Source organism: Streptomyces sp. NPDC058295, from assembly GCF_042880655.1.
Lineage (GTDB): Bacteria > Actinomycetota > Actinomycetes > Streptomycetales > Streptomycetaceae > Streptomyces > Streptomyces coriariae.
This window is the reverse complement of sequence record NZ_JBHVYO010000004.1, coordinates 1-17,492: the sequence shown is the minus strand read 5'-3', so window position 1 is coordinate 17,492 and position 17,492 is coordinate 1. Positions and strand designations below refer to the sequence as shown.

The 17,492-nt window shown below is 70.2% G+C and carries 12 protein-coding genes; 6 read left to right on the top strand and 6 right to left on the bottom strand.

What is annotated here, in order from left to right; genetic code table 11:
• The first annotated feature begins 161 nt into the window (after positions 1–161).
• Both dxs and ACFVYS_RS05555 read left to right on the top strand, forming a co-directional pair.
• Positions 162–2,087: a 1-deoxy-D-xylulose-5-phosphate synthase gene (gene dxs, locus ACFVYS_RS05560; protein WP_389499499.1), complete on the top strand. Its 1,926-nt coding sequence runs from the start codon at positions 162–164 to the stop codon at positions 2,085–2,087.
• Between the two features lie 167 nt (positions 2,088–2,254).
• Complete coding sequence (locus ACFVYS_RS05555) at positions 2,255–3,778, top strand: amino acid permease (RefSeq protein WP_389499138.1); 1,524 nt, start codon at positions 2,255–2,257, stop codon at positions 3,776–3,778.
• A gap of 55 nt (positions 3,779–3,833) precedes the next feature.
• Here the strand turns inward: ACFVYS_RS05555 and ACFVYS_RS05550 are convergent, their stop codons facing one another.
• Positions 3,834–4,205, bottom strand: coding sequence for an NTP pyrophosphohydrolase (locus ACFVYS_RS05550; RefSeq protein ID WP_389499136.1), 372 nt, complete (start codon positions 4,203–4,205; stop codon positions 3,834–3,836).
• A 79-nt stretch (positions 4,206–4,284) separates the two neighbouring features.
• Here ACFVYS_RS05550 and ACFVYS_RS05545 point away from each other — a divergent pair, with 79 nt between their 5' ends.
• Complete coding sequence (locus ACFVYS_RS05545; protein ID WP_389499134.1) at positions 4,285–5,301, top strand: hypothetical protein; 1,017 nt, start codon at positions 4,285–4,287, stop codon at positions 5,299–5,301.
• A gap of 394 nt (positions 5,302–5,695) precedes the next feature.
• Here the strand turns inward: ACFVYS_RS05545 and ACFVYS_RS05540 are convergent, their stop codons facing one another.
• From ACFVYS_RS05540 to ACFVYS_RS05525, 4 genes are all read right to left on the bottom strand, one after another.
• Positions 5,696–7,822 carry a 3-hydroxyacyl-CoA dehydrogenase NAD-binding domain-containing protein gene (locus ACFVYS_RS05540; protein ID WP_389499132.1) on the bottom strand — a complete coding sequence of 709 codons (2,127 nt, stop codon included), beginning with the start codon at positions 7,820–7,822 and terminating at the stop codon, positions 5,696–5,698.
• The gene (locus ACFVYS_RS05535) at positions 7,819–9,045 is read right to left on the bottom strand and encodes a thiolase family protein (RefSeq protein WP_389499130.1); all 1,227 of its coding nucleotides are present in this window, start codon (positions 9,043–9,045) and stop codon (positions 7,819–7,821) included. Before ACFVYS_RS05535 ends, ACFVYS_RS05540 begins: the two co-directional genes overlap by 4 nt.
• 158 nt (positions 9,046–9,203) lie before the next feature.
• The gene (locus ACFVYS_RS05530; RefSeq protein WP_389499128.1) at positions 9,204–10,241 is read right to left on the bottom strand and encodes a LacI family DNA-binding transcriptional regulator; all 1,038 of its coding nucleotides are present in this window, start codon (positions 10,239–10,241) and stop codon (positions 9,204–9,206) included.
• Positions 10,238–12,646 carry a glycoside hydrolase family 2 protein gene (locus tag ACFVYS_RS05525; RefSeq protein ID WP_389499126.1) on the bottom strand — a complete coding sequence of 803 codons (2,409 nt, stop codon included), beginning with the start codon at positions 12,644–12,646 and terminating at the stop codon, positions 10,238–10,240. Before ACFVYS_RS05525 ends, ACFVYS_RS05530 begins: the two co-directional genes overlap by 4 nt.
• 182 nt (positions 12,647–12,828) lie before the next feature.
• On the opposite strand from ACFVYS_RS05525, the gene ACFVYS_RS05520 reads away from it, so the two are divergent.
• From ACFVYS_RS05520 to ACFVYS_RS05510, 3 genes are read left to right on the top strand one after another with little or no spacing between them, the layout of a single operon-like run.
• Positions 12,829–14,148 carry an extracellular solute-binding protein gene (locus tag ACFVYS_RS05520; protein ID WP_389499124.1) on the top strand — a complete coding sequence of 440 codons (1,320 nt, stop codon included), beginning with the start codon at positions 12,829–12,831 and terminating at the stop codon, positions 14,146–14,148.
• Positions 14,148–15,122: a carbohydrate ABC transporter permease gene (locus ACFVYS_RS05515; RefSeq protein ID WP_389499122.1), complete on the top strand. Its 975-nt coding sequence runs from the start codon at positions 14,148–14,150 to the stop codon at positions 15,120–15,122. Before ACFVYS_RS05520 ends, ACFVYS_RS05515 begins: the two co-directional genes overlap by 1 nt.
• The gene (locus ACFVYS_RS05510) at positions 15,119–15,949 is read left to right on the top strand and encodes a carbohydrate ABC transporter permease (RefSeq protein WP_389499120.1); all 831 of its coding nucleotides are present in this window, start codon (positions 15,119–15,121) and stop codon (positions 15,947–15,949) included. Before ACFVYS_RS05515 ends, ACFVYS_RS05510 begins: the two co-directional genes overlap by 4 nt.
• A gap of 99 nt (positions 15,950–16,048) precedes the next feature.
• Here the strand turns inward: ACFVYS_RS05510 and ACFVYS_RS05505 are convergent, their stop codons facing one another.
• Complete coding sequence (locus ACFVYS_RS05505) at positions 16,049–17,335, bottom strand: ribonuclease D (RefSeq protein ID WP_389499118.1); 1,287 nt, start codon at positions 17,333–17,335, stop codon at positions 16,049–16,051.
• Positions 17,336–17,492 lie beyond the last annotated feature (157 nt).

Sequence of the window (17,492 nt, the reverse complement as noted above, 5' to 3'; positions counted from 1 at the left end):
TTCAGATGCCGGGCACAGTCGTGTCATAGGAAAGGCTCATTCTGGGTACGGCCGTTCGCGTGACCTATGACGCATGGGCCGGAGTCGAGCCGCCCGGGCGGAACATTAGACTCGACAGGCCCGGCAACAGCTCGATCAGCTTTTACTGCAAGGAGGCACGGGTGCCGCTGCTGACCCGCATCAGGGGACCGCGTGATCTGGACCGGCTCAGCCTGGAAGAGCTGGACCAGCTGGCAGAGGAGATCCGGAGCTTCCTCGTCGACGCCGTCTCCAAGACCGGTGGCCACCTCGGCCCCAACCTCGGCGTGGTCGAGCTCACCATCGCCCTGCACCGCGTCTTCGAATCCCCGAAGGACAAGGTGCTCTGGGACACGGGCCACCAGTCCTACGTGCACAAGCTGCTCACGGGCCGGCAGGACTTCTCCCGCCTGAAGATGAAGGGCGGCCTGTCCGGCTACCCCTCGCAGGCCGAGTCCGAGCACGACGTCATCGAGAACAGCCACGCCTCCACGGTGCTCGGCTGGGCCGACGGCCTCGCGAAGGCCAACCAGATCCTCGACCGCGACGACCACGTGGTCGCCGTCATCGGTGACGGCGCGCTCACCGGCGGCATGGCCTGGGAGGCGCTGAACAACATCGCCGACGGGGACCGCCCGCTGGTCATCGTCGTCAACGACAACGAGCGCTCGTACGCGCCGACCATCGGCGGCCTGGCCAACCACCTCGCCACCCTGCGTACGACGGACGGTTACGAGCGCTTCCTCGCCCGCACCAAGGAGGTGCTGGAGCGCACCCCCGTCGTCGGCAGACCCCTCTACGAGACGCTGCACGGCGCCAAGAAGGGCCTGAAGGACTTCATCGCCCCCCAGGGCATGTTCGAGGACCTCGGCCTGAAGTACGTCGGCCCGATCGACGGCCACGACATCGAGGCCCTGGAGTCCGCGCTGGCCCGCGCCAAGCGCTTCGGCGGCCCGGTCATCGTGCACTGCCTCACCGAGAAGGGCCGCGGCTACCAGCCCGCCCTCCAGGACGAGGCCGACCGCTTCCACGGCATCGGCCCCATCCACCCCGACACCGGTCTGCCGATCAAGGCCTCGGGCGCCGACTGGACCTCGGTCTTCGGCGACGAGATGGTCGAGCTCGGCAAGGAGCGCGAGGACATCGTCGCGATCACGGCGGCGATGCTCCAGCCGGTCGGACTGAAGAAGTTCGCGGACACCTTCCCGAACCGCATCTACGACGTCGGCATCGCCGAGCAGCACGCCGCCGTCTCCGCCGCGGGCCTGGCGGCGGGCGGGGTGCATCCGGTGTTCGCGGTGTACGCCACATTCCTCAATCGTGCCTTCGACCAGGTCCTGATGGATGTCGCCCTCCACAAGTGCGGTGTGACTTTCGTACTGGACCGGGCCGGGGTCACCGGCACCGACGGCGCCTCCCACAACGGCATGTGGGACATGTCGATCCTCCAGGTCGTCCCGGGCCTGCGACTCGCGGCCCCGCGCGACGCCGACCAGGTCCGCGCCCAGCTGCGCGAGGCCGTCGAGGTCGAGGACGCGCCGACCGTCGTCCGCTTCTCCAAGGGCGCCGTGGGCCCCGCCGTACCCGCCGTGGGACGCGTCGGCGGCATGGACGTGCTGCGCGAGAGCGGCACCGACACCCCGGACGTGCTGCTGGTCTCCGTCGGCGCCCTCGCGCCGATGTGCCTGGAGATCGCGACCCTCCTCGACCGGCAGGGCATCACCACCACGGTCGTCGACCCCCGCTGGGTCAAGCCCGTCGACGAGGCCATGGCCCCGCTCGCCGAGCGGCACCGCGTGGTCGTCACCGTCGAGGACAACTCCCGCGTCGGAGGCGTCGGCTCGGCGATCGCGCAGGCCCTGCGCGACGCGGGCGTCGACGTCCCGCTGCGCGACTTCGGCATCCCGCCCCGTTTCCTCGACCACGCCTCCCGCGCCGAGGTCATGGCCGAGATCGGGCTCACCGCCCCCGACATCGCCCGTCAGGTCACCGGCCTGGTCTCCAGGCTCGACGGCAAGTACGGCAGCACGGCCGCCGAGGTCGACTCCGTGGAGTCCGCGCGCGACTGACGCCGCACCGACGTCGTCCCGGCCAGGCCGACACACCCGTATGGGCCGGTTTCACCACTGTGAAGAGTGGTGAAACCGGCCCATTCGCGTTAACCCGCCCGCGTCGGGGCATACGGTCTACGCCCCCTCTCGATCATGTCGAGGACGACACAGCGTGGGAGGTCCCCGTGAGCAGCACCCTCTTCCGGACGAAGAAGGTCGAGCAGTCCATCCTCGATACCGAGGAACCCGAGCACGCGCTCAAGAAATCCTTGTCCGCACTGGATCTCACCGTTTTCGGCGTCGGCGTCATCATCGGCACCGGCATCTTCGTCCTGACCGGCACGGTGGCCAAAAACAACGCCGGCCCCGCGGTCGCCCTGGCCTTCGTCGCGGCCGGCGTGGCCTGCGCGCTCGCCGCGCTCTGCTACGCCGAGTTCGCCTCGACCCTGCCGGTGGCCGGCTCGGCGTACACCTTCTCGTACGCCTCCCTCGGTGAGCTTCCCGCCTGGATCATCGGGTGGGACCTGGTCCTGGAGTTCGCGCTCGGCACGGCGGTGGTGGCCGTCGGCTGGTCCGGGTACATCGCCTCGCTGCTCGACAACGCGGGCTGGCACCTGCCGGCGGCGCTCAGCGGCAGAGAGGGAGCCGACGGCTTCGGCTTCGACATCCTCGCCGCCGCCCTCGTCCTGGTGCTGACCGCCATCCTCGTGGTCGGCACGAAGCTCTCCGCGCGGGTCACCTCCGTCGTGGTCGCCATCAAGGTGACCGTCGTCCTGACCGTGATCATCGCGGGTGCCTTCTTCATCAACGGCGACAACTACGACCCCTTCATCCCCAAGGCGCAGACCGTGGACGCGGGCGGCGGCCTCGACGCCCCGCTCATCCAGCTGATGTTCGGCTGGGCGCCGTCCAACTTCGGCGTGATGGGCATCTTCACCGCGGCCTCCGTCGTCTTCTTCGCGTTCATCGGCTTCGACGTCGTCGCCACGGCCGCCGAGGAGACCAAGCACCCGCAGCGCGACATGCCCCGCGGCATCATCGGCTCCCTCATCATCTGCACCGTCCTGTACGTCGCCGTGTCGATCGTCGTCACCGGCATGCAGCACTACACCAAGCTGTCGGTCAGCGCCCCGCTCGCCGACGCCTTCAAGGCCACCGGACACCCCTGGTTCGCCGGCTTCATCAGCTTCGGCGCCGCCGTCGGCCTGACGACCGTCTGCATGATCCTGCTCCTCGGCCAGACCCGGGTCTTCTTCGCGATGAGCCGCGACGGCCTGCTGCCGCGCTTCTTCTCCCACGTCCACCCGCGGTTCAGGACCCCGCACCGGCCGACCATCCTGCTCGGCGTCCTCATCGCGATCCTGGCCGGCTTCACCAGCCTCAGCGAACTCGCCGAGCTGGTGAACATCGGCACCCTCTTCGCCTTCGTGGTCGTCGCCATCGGCGTGATCATCCTGCGCAGGTCCCGCCCCGACCTGCCCCGGTCCTTCCGGACGCCGTGGGTGCCTGTCCTCCCGATCGTGTCGGTGTGCGCCTCGCTGTGGCTGATGCTCAACCTGCCCGCCGAGACCTGGCTGCGGTTCGGCATCTGGATGGTCGTCGGATTCGGCGTGTACTTCCTCTACGGCCGCTCGCACAGTCTCCTCGGACGGCGCCAGGCGGCATCCGCCGACCAGGCCCACGGGCCGGGCAGCGGCGACACGGCGTAACGGCCGGGCAGCCGGCCCCGCTCGACCGCAGGGGCCGGCTCCGGTGCCGTCCGCCTCAGTCCCGTACCGAGCGCGGGCCTGTCACGTCCGCGCCCAGTTCCGTCACCCGGCGGCGCAGCTCGCGGTCGGCCGTGACGACCAGGCGGGAGCGTCCCACCGACCCGGCCACCAGCTCGACGATACGGTCGTCCCCGCTGCCGGGCGCCGCCTCCACCCGCACGCCGGGCACCGGCTCCACCCCGCGGGCCGCGCCCTCCACGACGAGGACGATCTCCTGGGCCCCCTGGTGCCCCGGCAGCCCGGCGGCGGCCAGCCGGTCGCGCAGCCGTTCCGCGGCCCCGCGCCGGTCCCGCCACCACCCGTCGGGCACCGACCCGACGACGTTCGCGGCGTCGACGATCACGAGCAGCGCGGCGTTGTCGTCCATGGGCCCAGCGTCGCACGGACGGCTCCCTGGGTGTGACCCTCGCGCAGGCGCCGTGAAGGGCCCGACATAAAGTGATCGGGTGAACGGCGACTGGCTCATACGCGGCCGCGACGGGCGGCTCGGTGTCTATCTGATGTCGGACGACGCCGTCCTGTGCCGGGCGGAACGTACCCCGGGCGGGCCCTGGGAGGCCCCACGCAGGGTGGGCGGCGACCAGAAGGTGTATCCGGCTCCGGCCGTCGGCCAGGGCGCCGACGGTTACGCCCACCTGGCGTCCTGGCGGCCCACCGTGAAGGGGGAGGCGGGGCTGGTGCACTCCGCGCACTTCCGGCCGCACCTCGCCGCCCTGGACTGGACACCCATCGGTCATCCCAACAAGAAGGGCGACCGCACCGGCACGCCGGCCGTCGCGGTGGACGCCCAGGGACGTGCGCACGTCTTCGCCCGCAGCATCGGCACGGGGCTGTGCATGGTCGCCCAGAAGGAGAAGGGCGGCTGGGACCCGTGGCGCGACCTGAAGGGTCAGGGCGTCGAGGGGCCGCCGATCGCGGTGACGGGGGAGTCCGGCTGCGTCCAGGCCTACGCGGCCGTCTCCGGCGGGATCCTGCACTGGCGCCAGGAGGCGCCGGGCACCCAGCCGGTGCTCCAGGAGCCTCTCAAGGCGCCGGTCAGGCCCCGCACCCTCCGGGCGCTGGCCACCTCCCCGGAGCACACCACCCTCTTCTACACCGACGACTCCGGTGAGGTGTGCGCGTGGCGTCCCGGCAGCGATCCCGTCCCCGTGCTCGCCGCCGCTGGACCCGGTCCGGTCGCCGCGATCCGCACCGAACTCGACGGTCACGACTGCACGTTGCTCGCCCAGCGCTCCGCGAGCGGCCGGGTCGCCTTCGCGGCGTATCCGACCGAACGGGAGTCGGCCGGCGCCTGGTGGGCCGAGTCGGGCCCCCAACTGCCCGCCGACGCCATCGTGGCGCTCGCCAAGGACCACGAGGACCGGGTGGTCGCGGCGGCCCTGTCCCCGGCGACCGGCCTGCTCCAGCTCACCCGCCGCAAGGACGAGCCCGGCCTGGCCCTGATGGCCTGGCGCACGGTCTGACGCGGAACAGCCGATCAGCCGATCAGTCGAACAACCGATCAGTCGCACGGCCGGGTAACGCGCCCGCCGCGGCCGGCGGTACGCCCGCTCGTGTCGCCGGTCCGGAGGCCGGGAGAGCCGAACCGATAGCCCGGCCCGCGGGACCGGAGGGGACGGCGGAAACGCCGGGAAACGGCGGAAACGCAGGAAAACGGCAGGAGCGCGGAGAAACGCAGGAAAGCGGCGGAAACGTAGGGAAACGGCGGAAAGCGGCGGAAACGTAGGGAAACGGCGGAGGCGCGGGAAACAGCAGCGTCGCTGGGAAACGACGGAAACGCAGGAAAGAGGGCCTCCGCCAGTGGCGGAGGCCCTCTTCACGTCCGAAGACGCAGGGTTGCTACAGCGATTACGACGGTTACGCCGGAACCGAGGCCACGCCCGGCGCCAGGAACTTCTTGCCGTTCACGCGCTCGGAGACACCCTCGCGGTCCAGGTACGGCGTGATGCCGCCCAGGTGGAAGGGCCAGCCGGCGCCCGTGATCAGGCAGAGGTCGATGTCCTGCGCCTCGGCGACGACACCCTCGTCGAGCATGAGCCCGATCTCCTGCGCCACCGCGTCCAGGACGCGCGCCCGCACCTGCTCCGCGGTCAGGACGGTGTCGCCCTGCTGCAGAAGCGCGGCGACCTCGGGGTCCAGCTCGGGCTTGCCGCTGTCGTAGACGTAGAAACCGCGCTTGCCCGCCTTGACGACGGCCGCGAGGTTCGCCGAGACCGTGAAACGGTCCGGGAACGCCCGGTTGAGCGTTTCCGAGACATGCAGACCGATCGCCGGACCGACCAGCTCGAGGAGCACCAGCGGGGACATCGGCAGGCCGAGCGGTTCCACCGCCTTTTCCGCCACCTCGACCGGGGTGCCCTCGTCGATGACGTTCTGCACCTCGCCCATGAAACGGGTGAGAATGCGGTTCACGACGAACGCCGGGGCGTCCTTCACCAGAACGGCCGTCTTCTTCAGCTTCTTGGCGACGGCGAAGGCGGTGGCCAGCGAGGCGTCGTCGGTCTGCTCGCCCCGGACGATCTCCAGGAGCGGCAGGATCGCGACCGGGTTGAAGAAGTGGAAGCCCACGACCCGCTCGGGGTTCTTCAGCTTCGACGCCATCTCGGAGACCGACAGCGAGGAGGTGTTCGTGGCGAGGATCGCGTGCGCCGGGGCGACCGCCTCGACCTCCGCGAACACCTGCTGCTTGACGCCGATCTCCTCGAACACGGCCTCGATGATGAAGTCCGCGTCGGCGAAGCCCTCGGCCTTGTCCAGGACACCGGTCACCAGGGCCTTCAGGCGGTTGGCCTTGTCCTGGTTGATGCGGCCCTTGCCGAGCAGCTTCTCGATCTCGGCGTGGACGTAGCCCACACCCTTGTCGACACGCTCCTGGTCGATGTCGGTCAGCACGACCGGCACCTCGAGGCGGCGCAGGAACAGCAGCGCGAGCTGCGAGGCCATCAGGCCCGCGCCCACGACGCCGACCTTGGTGACCGGACGCGCCAGGGACTTGTCCGGGGCGCCGGCCGGGCGCTTGCCACGCTTCTGCACCAGGTTGAACGCGTAGATGCCGGCGCGCAATTCGCCACCCATGATCAGGTCGGCGAGCGCGACGTCCTCGGCGTCGTAGCCCTGCTGCAGGTCGCCGTTCTTCGCGGCGGCGATGATGTCCAGGGCGCGATAGGCGGCCGGGGCCGCGCCGTGCACCTTGCTGTCCGCGACGAACCGGCCGCGCGCGACGGCCTGGTCCCAGGCCTCACCGCGGTCGATCACCGGGCGGTCGACGACGATCTCGCCCTTGAGGACGGACGCCGTCCAGAGCAGCGACTGCTCCAGGAAGTCCGCACCCTCGAACAGGGCGTCGGCGATGCCCAGCTCGTAGACCTGGACACCCTTGAGCTGCTTGTTCTGATTGAGCGAGTTCTCGATGATCACCGAGACGGCCTTGTCGGCGCCGATCAGGTTCGGCAGCAGCGTGCAGCCGCCCCAGCCGGGGACCAGACCGAGGAAGACCTCGGGCAGCGAGAAGGCCGGCAGCGCCGCGGACACCGTGCGGTACTTGCAGTGCAGGCCGACCTCGACGCCACCGCCCATCGCCGCGCCGTTGTAGTACGCGAAGGTCGGGACCGCGAGGTTCGACAGGCGCTTGAAGACCTCGTGGCCGCCCTTGCCGATGGCGAGCGCGTCCTTGTGCTCCTTGAGGAGCTCGACGCCCTTGAGGTCCGCGCCGACGGCGAAGATGAACGGCTTGCCGGTGACGCCGATACCGACGATCTCGCCGGCCGCCGCCTCCTTCTCGACCTGGTCGATCGCGGAGTCGAGGTTCGCGAGGGACTGCGGGCCGAAGGTGGTCGGCTTGGTGTGGTCGAAACCGTTGTCCAGCGTGATCAGGGCGAAGCGCCCGGCGCCGAACGGCAGGTCCAGGTGACGGACGTGCGCCTGGGTGACGACCTCGTCCGGGAACAGCTCGGCCGCGCCCTTCAGGAGTTCGGTGGTGGTCACTTGTCGCCTCCGGCGGCCTCGAAGTGCGGGTTCTCCCAGATGACGGTGGCGCCCATGCCGAAGCCGACACACATGGTGGTCAGGCCATAGCGGACGTCCGGCTGCTCCTCGAACTGGCGGGCCAGCTGCGTCATCAGACGGACGCCGGAGGAGGCCAGCGGGTGACCGAAGGCGATCGCACCGCCGTACTGGTTGACGCGCTCGTCGTCGTCCGCGATGCCGTAGTGCTCGAGGAAGGCCAGCACCTGGACGGCGAAGGCCTCGTTGATCTCGAAGAGACCGATGTCGGAGATGGACAGACCGGCCTGCGCCAGAGCCTTCTCCGTGGCCGGGATCGGGCCGTAGCCCATGACCTCCGGCTCGACACCCGCGAAGGAGTACGAGACGAGGCGCATCTTGACCGGCAGGTCGTGCTCGCGGGCGAAGTCCTCGGACGCGATGAGGGAAGCGGTTGCGCCGTCGTTCAGACCGGCCGCGTTACCGGCCGTGACCCGGCCGTGGACCCGGAACGGGGTCTTGAGACCGGAAAGGTTTTCCAGCGTCGTTCCCGGGCGCATCGGCTCGTCGGCGGTGACCAGGCCCCAGCCCGTCTCACCGGCGTCCGGGTTGGTGCGGCGGACCGAGACCGGCACCAGGTCGGCCTGGATCTTGCCGTTCGCGTAGGCCTTGGCGGCCTTCTCCTGCGAGCGCACGGCGTATTCGTCGGCACGCTGCTTGGTGATCTGCGGGTAGCGGTCGTGCAGGTTCTCGGCGGTCATGCCCATGAACAGGGCGGACTCGTCGACCAGCTTCTCGCTGACGAACCGCGGGTTGGGGTCCACGCCCTCACCCATCGGGTGGCGGCCCATGTGCTCGACACCGCCGGCGATGGCGACGTCGTAGGCGCCGAAGGCTACGGAGCCGGCGACCGCGGTGACGGCCGTCAGAGCGCCCGCGCACATGCGGTCGATGGAGTAGCCGGGCACGGAGGTCGGCAGACCGGCCAGGATGCCGGCGGTACGGCCGAGGGTCAGGCCCTGGTCGCCGATCTGCGTGGTCGCGGCGATGGCGACCTCGTCGATCTTCTTCGGGTCGAGACCGGGGTTGCGGCGCAGCAGCTCCCGGATCGCCTTCACGACGAGGTCGTCGGCCCGGGTCTCGTGGTAGATGCCCTTCGGGCCCGCCTTGCCGAACGGGGTACGGACGCCGTCGACGAAGACGACGTCCCTGACGGTACGAGGCACGATGGCTCTCCTCCAGGTGCGGGATGGCACTGCTGCGACACGCAAGCGCTGAGCGCGCGCTCAGGACCCATGCTACTTGTGGGTAACGTAGCTGCCCAGTCCCGGAGGGCCAAGCGGCGAACGTCACACCCCGGACGGGGCCGAAGTCACCCTCGCACTCAGCCCCGCGGCGGCGCCGTCGAGCCCCGCGGTGTCAGCACGGGCGTCGGCACCGGATGCGATCCGGGACCCGACCCGGTGATCACGCCGAACAGCGTGCGCGCCGCCTCCGCGCCGAAACCGTGCACGTCATGGCTCATCGCGGAGAGCGTCGGATGGGTGAGCCGGCACAGCTGGGAGTCGTCCCAGGCGAGGAGCGAGACATCGCCCGGCACCCCGAGCCCCATCTCGGCCGCCACGGCCAGCCCGGCCACCGCCATGATGTCGTTGTCGTAAACGATTGCCGTCGGCCGGTCCGCCGGAGCGGCGGTCAGCATCGACCGGGTCGCCCGGGCCCCCGCCTCCCCGGAGTAGTCCGTGGCGACCTGCCGCGCCCCGGCCAGCCCCAGCGTCCGCGCCGCCGCGTCGAAGGCCGCGGTCCGCATCACCGTGTGGCCTAGCGCGGCCGCGCCTCCCACCCGGGCGATCCGCCGGTGCCCGAGCGCCGCGAGATAGCGCACCGCCTCCGTCACGGCCGTCGCGTCGTCGGTCCACACGGACGTCAGACTCCCGGTCAGCGTGGGGTGCCCCACCGCGACCACGGGCATCCCGAGCCGCTCGGCCGCCGCCACCCGGGGATCGTCGGCCCGGAAATCGACCAGGATCGAGCCGCCGATCTGCCGTCCCCGCCACCAGGACTCCAGGAGCCCCGCCTCCTCCTCGACGGTGCGTACCAGCCTCAGCAGCAGCGAACAGGAGTGCTCGGTCAGCACGCTCTCCACCCCGGAGACGAACTCCATGTAGAACGGCTCAAGGCCCAGCATCCGCGCCGGCCGGCAGATCGCGAGCCCCACCACGTCCACGCGCGAACTCGACAGCGAGCGTGCGGTGAGGTTCGGTTCCCAGCCCAACTCCCGCGCCGCCGCGAAGATCCGGTCCCGGGTCGCCTCCGAGAGCCCCGGCTTGCGGTTGAAGGCGAGCGACACGGCACCCTTGGACACGCCGGCGCGCGCCGCCACGTCCTTGATGGTGACGCGGGGCGACGGGGAGGCTGTCATCGAGCGGGCTCCTGGCAGAACAGCGCGGCCCGGGCGGCGGCGGCATCCGGAGTCTCCCAGCCCTCGACCCCGATGGTCACCCGTTCCCCGGGCAGCAGGGTCACGAGCCCCCGATCGGCCCGAACCCCCGGCCCCAGCCGGTCGGCCTGGAGCAGCAGATCCCGTACGAGGGTGCATGCCGTGACCGTGACGCTCCCCGGGGCCACGGTCACCTCGAACTGCGGCCGCGGGTACGGGATGTCACGGTCGGGTACCGGGAAGTGCGCGGCCCGCAGCCCTCCCTCGCGCGCGGCCTCGCTCGGCCCGGGGGACCCCCACGCGTCGGCCACCAGGAACTCCTTCGCCCCGGCCGGCTCCAGGTCCGCCGGCACCCGCATCTCGTCCACCACCCGGGCGCCGACGACCAGTTCCACGCTCACCGCGCCGAGCAGCTCCCCCTCCACGGACATCCGCCGCAACGACACCGTGCCCGCCCACGGCACACCCGACTGGTTCACGGCGGCCAACACCAGCCCGCTGTCGCGCACTTGGAAGGTGAGCAGCCGGTCCGCATAGAGCCGCCGCAACTCGTGGTACAGCGGTTTCTCCCGCCCGTCCCCGTCGATCGCCGCCCAGGACGTCACCGGCCAGCAGTCGTTGAGCTGCCAGACGATCGTGCCCGCGCACACCGGCCAGTGCGACCGCCAGTGCTCGATCCCGGTCGCCACGGCGCGCGCCTGGTTGACCTGCGTGAGGTAGTGCCAGCGGTCGAAATCGTCCTTCGGTACGGCGAAGTGGCGGGCGAGGCCGCGCTCCAGCTTGCCGTTGCCGTCCTCGGCCTTCTGGTGGTGCAGCATGCCGGGGGAGTCCGCCGCGAGCTCCTCGCCGGGCAGCGCCCGCAGCACAGTCGCGTGGGCGGGCGGCGCCTGCCAGCCGAACTCGGCCACGAACCGCGGTACTTCGCTCCGGTACTCGGCGTAGTCCTGCCGGTTCCACACGTCCCACGAGTGGTGCGTCCCGTGCGCCGGGTCATTGGGATGGTGCTCCCACGACCCCGACCACGGGCTGCCCGCCGTGTACGGCCGCGTCGGGTCCAACTCGGCCACCACACGCGGAAGTACACCCAGGTAGTACCCCTCGCCCCAGGAGTCGCCGCCGAGCCGCTCCTCCCAGCCCCAGTCCCTGAACCCCCACAGGTTCTCGTTGTTGCCGTTCCACAGCACGAGAGACGGATGCGGCATCAGCCGGACGACGTTCTCGCGGGCCTCCGCCTCCACCTCGCCCCGCAACGGCTGCTCCTCGGGGTAGGCCGCGCACGCGAACGGGAAGTCCTGCCACACCAGCAGCCCCAGTTCGTCGCAGGCGTCGTAGAAGTCCTCGCTCTCGTAGATACCGCCGCCCCAGACCCGGATCAGGTCGACCCCGGCGTCGGCCGCCTGTCGCAACCGCTTCCGGTAACGCTCCCGGGTCACCCGGGACGGAAACACGTCGTCCGGGATCCAGTTCACGCCCCTGGCGAAGAGCCGTTCCCCGTTTACCACGAGGGTGAAACCGGTTCCGTGGGCGTCCGCGGAGGTGTCCAGCACGACGCTGCGGAACCCGACGCGCCGCCGCCAGACATCGAGCGGCGCGCTCCCGTGATGCAGGATCAACTCGACCTCGTACAGCGGTTGCCCGCCGTACCCACGCGGCCACCAGAGCTCCGCGTCCGGCACCTCGACGCGCACCACACCCCCGGTGCCCGTCACCTCGGCGCGCGCCGACCGTCCCGCCACCCGGGCCTCCAGGGTGAGCCCGGCCTCCACCCGGGTCCGCTCCACCTCCACCCGCAGCTCGACGACCCCGACGCCCTCCTCGACGGTCACCAGCGGGCGCACCCGGGCGAGCCGCGCCGTCGACCAGCGCTCCACCCGCACCGGCCGCCAGATCCCGGCCGTCACCAGGGTGGGCCCCCAGTCCCAGCCGAACGAGCACGCCATCTTGCGGAGGTACTGGTACGGCTCGGTGTAGGGGGACGGACGGTCACCGACCCTGCCGCGGACGGCCTCCGCCTCGGCGTAGGCCGAGACGAACCGGACCGCCAGCGGTCCCTCGAGCCCCGTCACGTCGAAGCGGTACGAGCGGTGCATGTTCCGCACCCGGCCGAGGGACCGACCGTTCAGGGTGATCTCCGCGACCGTGTCGAGTCCGTCGAAGACCAGGTCGGTCTGCTCGTGCCCGGACGGGACGGCCGGCAGCTCCCGCTCGTACGTCCACTCGCGCCGCCCCACCCACGCGACCTCCTTCTCGCCCAGACCGATGAAGGGGTCCGGGATCACCCCGGCGGCGAGCAGATCAGTGTGCACACAGCCCGGCACCACGGCCGGGAACGGCTTTCCCTCGTGCCGCAGGTGCCAGCCGTCGTCGAGCGGTGAGGCCTCCAGCATGCGCACTCCCTAAACCGGTCAAGCCCACAACTGAGCGCCACTTCTTCATCGTTGGCGGGAATCGGACTTTACCGGTTGAGGAAAGCGCTGCCAGAGTGCCGAATCAGCCAACCCGCTTGTGTTCGACCCACCCGCACGTGCTCGTCCGTCCCGAGAACATCCCGAGAACGGAAGTGATGCACATGAACCGCCGTACAGTCACGGTCCTCGCCACGGTCGCGGCAGCCGCCCTGCTGCTCCCGGGCTGCACCGGCACCGGAGGCAGCGCGAAAGGCGCGGACGCCAAGGCGCCCGACGACCCCGCCGAGGTCGACGGAACCATCACGGTCCTCACCGTGCGCACCGACCTCGTGCAGGACGGCACGATGAAGAAGTACGCCGCCGAGTTCAACAAGACCTACCCCAAGGTCAAGGTGGAGTTCCAGGCCCTCACCAACTACGAGGCCGAGATCAAGATCCGGATGAACACGGACGACTACGGCGATGTCCTGCTGATCCCCGCGGTCATCAAGAAGAACGACTACCCGAAGTTCTTCGCCTCCCTCGGCACCGCCGCCGAACGCGGCAAGAAGTACCGCTTCACCGACTTCACCACCGTCGACGGCAAGGTGTACGGCCAGAGCCCGGTCGGTGTGATGCCCGGCTTCGTCTACAACAAGCGGGTCTGGAAGGAGGCCGGGGTCACCGAATGGCCCACCACCCCGGCCGAGTTCCTCGCCGACCTGAAGGCGATCAAGGCGAAGACCGACGCGGTCCCCTACTACACCAACTTCGCCGCGCAGTGGCCCCTGACCTCGTGGACGTACGTCGACGGCTCCGTCCACTGCGACCCGCAGGCGACCACGAAGCTCGCCGAGGACGACCCCTGGGCCGAGAACTCCGACCTGCGCGTCGGCGACACCCTGCTGTACGACATCGTCAAGCAGGGCCTCGCCGAGAAGGACCCGACGACCAGCAACTGGGAAGAGTCCAAACCCCGGACGGCCAAGGGCGAGATCGCCACCCAGTGGCTCGGCACCTGGGCGATCATCCAGTTCCAGGACGCCGCGAAGAAGGCCGGCGTGAACCCGGACGACATCGGTTTCATGCCGTTTCCCGCCCAGACGGGCGGCACCTTCTGCGCGACGGTCGGCCCCGACTACAACCAGGCCGTGAACGTCCACTCCCCGCACAAGGAGGCGGCCCGCGCCTGGATCGACTGGTTCACCGACAAGTCCGGTTACGACAAGGACAACCTGGCGATCTCCCCGCTCAAGGACGCGCCCATGCCCGAGGTGCTGAAGCCGTACGAGGAGGCCGGCGTCAAGCTCATCGAGCTGGACGACACGGCGGGCGCGAAGGTCAAGCTGATCGACGACGAGTCCGAGGTCGGCATCTACAAGCCCGAGTACCGCCAGGATCTGGTCGACCTGGCCCGCGGCGCCAAGAAGGGCGGTCTGGACGACTTCCTCGGCGGACTCGGCAAGAAGTGGACCGAGACGCAAGCGACCGTGAGCGACTGATGGCGCACGCGCACACGCCCCTCCCTGCGCACCGCGCCGAGCAGACGGACACCGAGGCTGCGAAACCGGTTTCGAAAGGCCCCGCGCCCGCCCCGGCCCCGCGCCGGGCGCGCACCTGGCGGCTGCTGACCCCTTGGCTGTTCCTGCTCGCCCCGCTCGTCCTGCTGATCACTTTCACCTACGCGCCGATCGCCAACATGGTCGCCTACAGCTTTACCGACTGGGACGGCGTGAGCCCCGAACTGCACTACACGGGCGCCGAGAACTACACGGAGATCTTCACCAGGGAGGACCTCTTCCAGGTCTTCTGGGTAAGCGGCTACTACCTGGTTGCCTCGGTGATCCAGATCGTTGCCGCGCTCTACTTCGCGACGATCCTGAGTTTCCGCGTCCGTTTCCGCAACTTCTTCAAGGGCGTGCTCTTCTTCCCGTCCCTGGTGAACGGCGTGGCAATCGGTTTCGTGTTCCTCTACTTCTTCCAGGACGGCGGCACCTTCGACACGGTCCTCGGCCTCTTCGGCTATCACACCGACCACGCCTGGCTGGGCACCCCGGCCTCGGCGAACACCTCGCTGGCCGGCGTCTCGATCTGGCGCTACCTCGGTATGAACTTCGTCCTGTTCCTCGGCGCGATCCAGTCCATCCCGGGGGAGCTGTACGAGGCGGCCGAACTGGACGGCGCCGGCCGTTGGCACCAGTTCCGCTACATCATCCTGCCGGGCATCAAGCCGGTGCTGACCCTGACGGTGATCCTGTCCGTCTCCGGTTCCCTCTCGGCCTTCGAGATCCCGTACATCATGACCGGCGGGGCGACCGGTACCGAGACCTTCGTGATCCAGACCGTGAAGCTGGCCTTCCAGTTCAACAAGACGGGGCTCGCCTCGGCGGCGGCGGTCGTGCTGCTGCTGATCATCCTGCTGGTGACCTGGGTGCAGCGACGTCTCGTCCCCGACGACAGGGTGGACCTCGTATGACACGCCGTGCCGTGGCCCGTGCCCTCGTGTACCTGTCGCTGATCGCCGCGACGCTGGTCGTCCTGCTCCCGCTGGGCGTCGTACTCCTGACCTCGCTGAAGACCGAGAACGAGACGGCGAACGGGAGCGGGGCGCTCACCCTGCCGCACGACCCGCTGAACCTCCACAACTACGTGACGGCGTTCCAGGACGGCGGAATGCTCACGGCGTTCGGCAACACCGCCTTCATCCTCGTCGTCTCGGTCGGCGGAACCGTTCTCATCGGGTCGATGACGGCGTACGCGATCGACCGGTTCACCTTCCGTTTCCGGAAACTGGTGATCGCCCTGTTCCTGATCGCCGCGCTGGTCCCCGGGGTGACCACCCAGGTGGCCACCTTCCAGATCGTCCACAGCCTCGGCATGTTCGACACCCGCTGGGCCCCGATCGCCCTCTACATGGGTACGGACATCGTCTCGATCTACATTTTCCTGCAGTTCGTGCGCTCGATCCCGATCTCCCTGGACGAGGCCGCCCGCCTCGACGGCGCCAACGCGTTCACGATCTACCGGAAGATCATCTTTCCGCTGCTGAAACCGGCGATCGCGACGGTCGTGATCGTGAAGGGGATCGCCGTCTACAACGACTTCTACATCCCCTTCCTCTACATGCCCTCACAGGATCTTGGCGTGATCTCGACGTCCCTCTTCCGCTTCAAGGGCCCCTACGCCGCCCACTGGGAAACGATCTCGGCAGGAGCGGTGCTGGTCATCCTGCCGACACTGATCGTCTTCCTCGCACTCCAGAAATACATCTACAACGGTTTCATGAGAGGAGCGTCAAGGTAACCGCTTGCGGCTGGTGCGCCTCGTGCACCTCCGCCTCGCTCGCCTCGCGCGCCTCCTGCGCCTCGTCCTCAGGCGCCGCGGACGGGTCCGCGGCGGCGGTCAGGCACTCTGGCCGGCCAGCGCCGCGGCGAGCACCGGAGCGACCTGCTCCACCTGCCACGGCCGCGCCCCGTACGACGTGAGCGCGTCGGCAACCGCTTCCTCGTCGGCCGCCGGAGGCTCCCAGCAGACCCGGCGCACCGCGTCCGGGGCGATCAGGTTCTCCTGCGGCATGTTCAGCTCCTCGGCCAGCGCGGAGACGGCGGTCCGCGCCGCGGACAGCCGCGCCGCGGCCACGGGGTCCTTGTCGGCCCAGGCCCGCGGCGGTGGCGGGCCCGCCACCGGCTGGCCCGGCTGCGGCAGCTGCGCCTCGCTCAGCGCCCTCGCCCGGTCGACCGCCGCCTGCCACTGCTCCAGCTGCCGCCGGCCCATCCGGTGCCCGAATCCGTTCAGCGCGGCCAGCGCCTGCACGTCCACCGGGAGCGACAGCGCCGCCTCCACGATGGCCGCGTCCGACAGCACCTTGCCCGGGGACACGTCCCGCCGCTGCGCGATCCGGTCCCGCGTCTGCCACAGCTCGCGCACGACACCCAGCTGCCGTCGCCGGCGCACCTTGTGCATGCCGGACGTACGGCGCCACGGGTCCTTGCGGGGCTCGGCGGGCGGGGCGGACGCGATGGCGTCGAACTCCTGTCGGGCCCAGTCCAGCTTGCCCTGCCGGTCCAGCTCCTTCTCCAGCGCGTCGCGCAGGTCGACCAGGAGCTCGACGTCGAGAGCCGCGTACCGCAGCCAGGGGTCGGGCAGCGGCCGGGTGGACCAGTCCACCGCGGAGTGGCCCTTCTCGAGGACGAAGCCCAGTACTCCCTCGACCATCGCGCCGAGGCCGACCCGCGGGAACCCGGCGAGCCGTCCGGCCAGCTCGGTGTCGAACAGCCGCGTCGGCACCATGCCTATCTCGCGCAGACACGGCAGGTCCTGGGTGGCCGCGTGCAGCACCCATTCCACGCCGGACAGGGCCTCGCCGAGCGCGGAGAGGTCGGGGCAGCCGACGGGGTCGATCAGCGCGGTGCCGGCGCCCTCGCGACGCAGCTGCACCAGATAGGCGCGCTGTCCGTAGCGGTAGCCGGAGGCGCGCTCGGCGTCCACGGCGACGGGGCCGGTACCGGCGGCGAAGGCGGCGATCGCCTCGGCGAGGGCGGCCTCGTCGGCGATCACGGGAGGAATGCCCTCGCGCGGTTCGAGCAAGGGTGTCGGCGCCCCGGAATCAGCTGATCCGCCGTCGTCCGGAGGGGCGCCTCCGGTGGTTCGCAGTGAACTGGCTGCTGCGGTTTCTTGGGCGTCGGTCACCTGTCAAGGGTATCTGTGTATCGACGGCGCCCCCCGACCGGACCGTGCCGCGGGCGGCGCCCGCGGGGCGGTAACCCCGCCCGACCGTGGCCCCACGGGCACAGCGGCGGGCGAAAACCGGCCCCCACGGGCGCACGCCGGCCGGGGGGGCCCGGCG

What these genes read in the sequence shown, in the direction of transcription:
- ACFVYS_RS05550 (WP_389499136.1), bottom strand. Translation starts at nt 4,205, where the DNA reads ATGGACGACAACGCCGCGCTGCTCGTGATCGTCGACGCCGCGAACGTC.
- ACFVYS_RS05530 (WP_389499128.1), bottom strand. Translation starts at nt 10,241, where the DNA reads ATGACAGCCTCCCCGTCGCCCCGCGTCACCATCAAGGACGTGGCGGCG.
- ACFVYS_RS05525 (WP_389499126.1), bottom strand. Translation starts at nt 12,646, where the DNA reads ATGCTGGAGGCCTCACCGCTCGACGACGGCTGGCACCTGCGGCACGAG.
- ACFVYS_RS05520 (WP_389499124.1), top strand. Translation starts at nt 12,829, where the DNA reads ATGAACCGCCGTACAGTCACGGTCCTCGCCACGGTCGCGGCAGCCGCC.
- ACFVYS_RS05515 (WP_389499122.1), top strand. Translation starts at nt 14,148, where the DNA reads ATGGCGCACGCGCACACGCCCCTCCCTGCGCACCGCGCCGAGCAGACG.
- ACFVYS_RS05510 (WP_389499120.1), top strand. Translation starts at nt 15,119, where the DNA reads ATGACACGCCGTGCCGTGGCCCGTGCCCTCGTGTACCTGTCGCTGATC.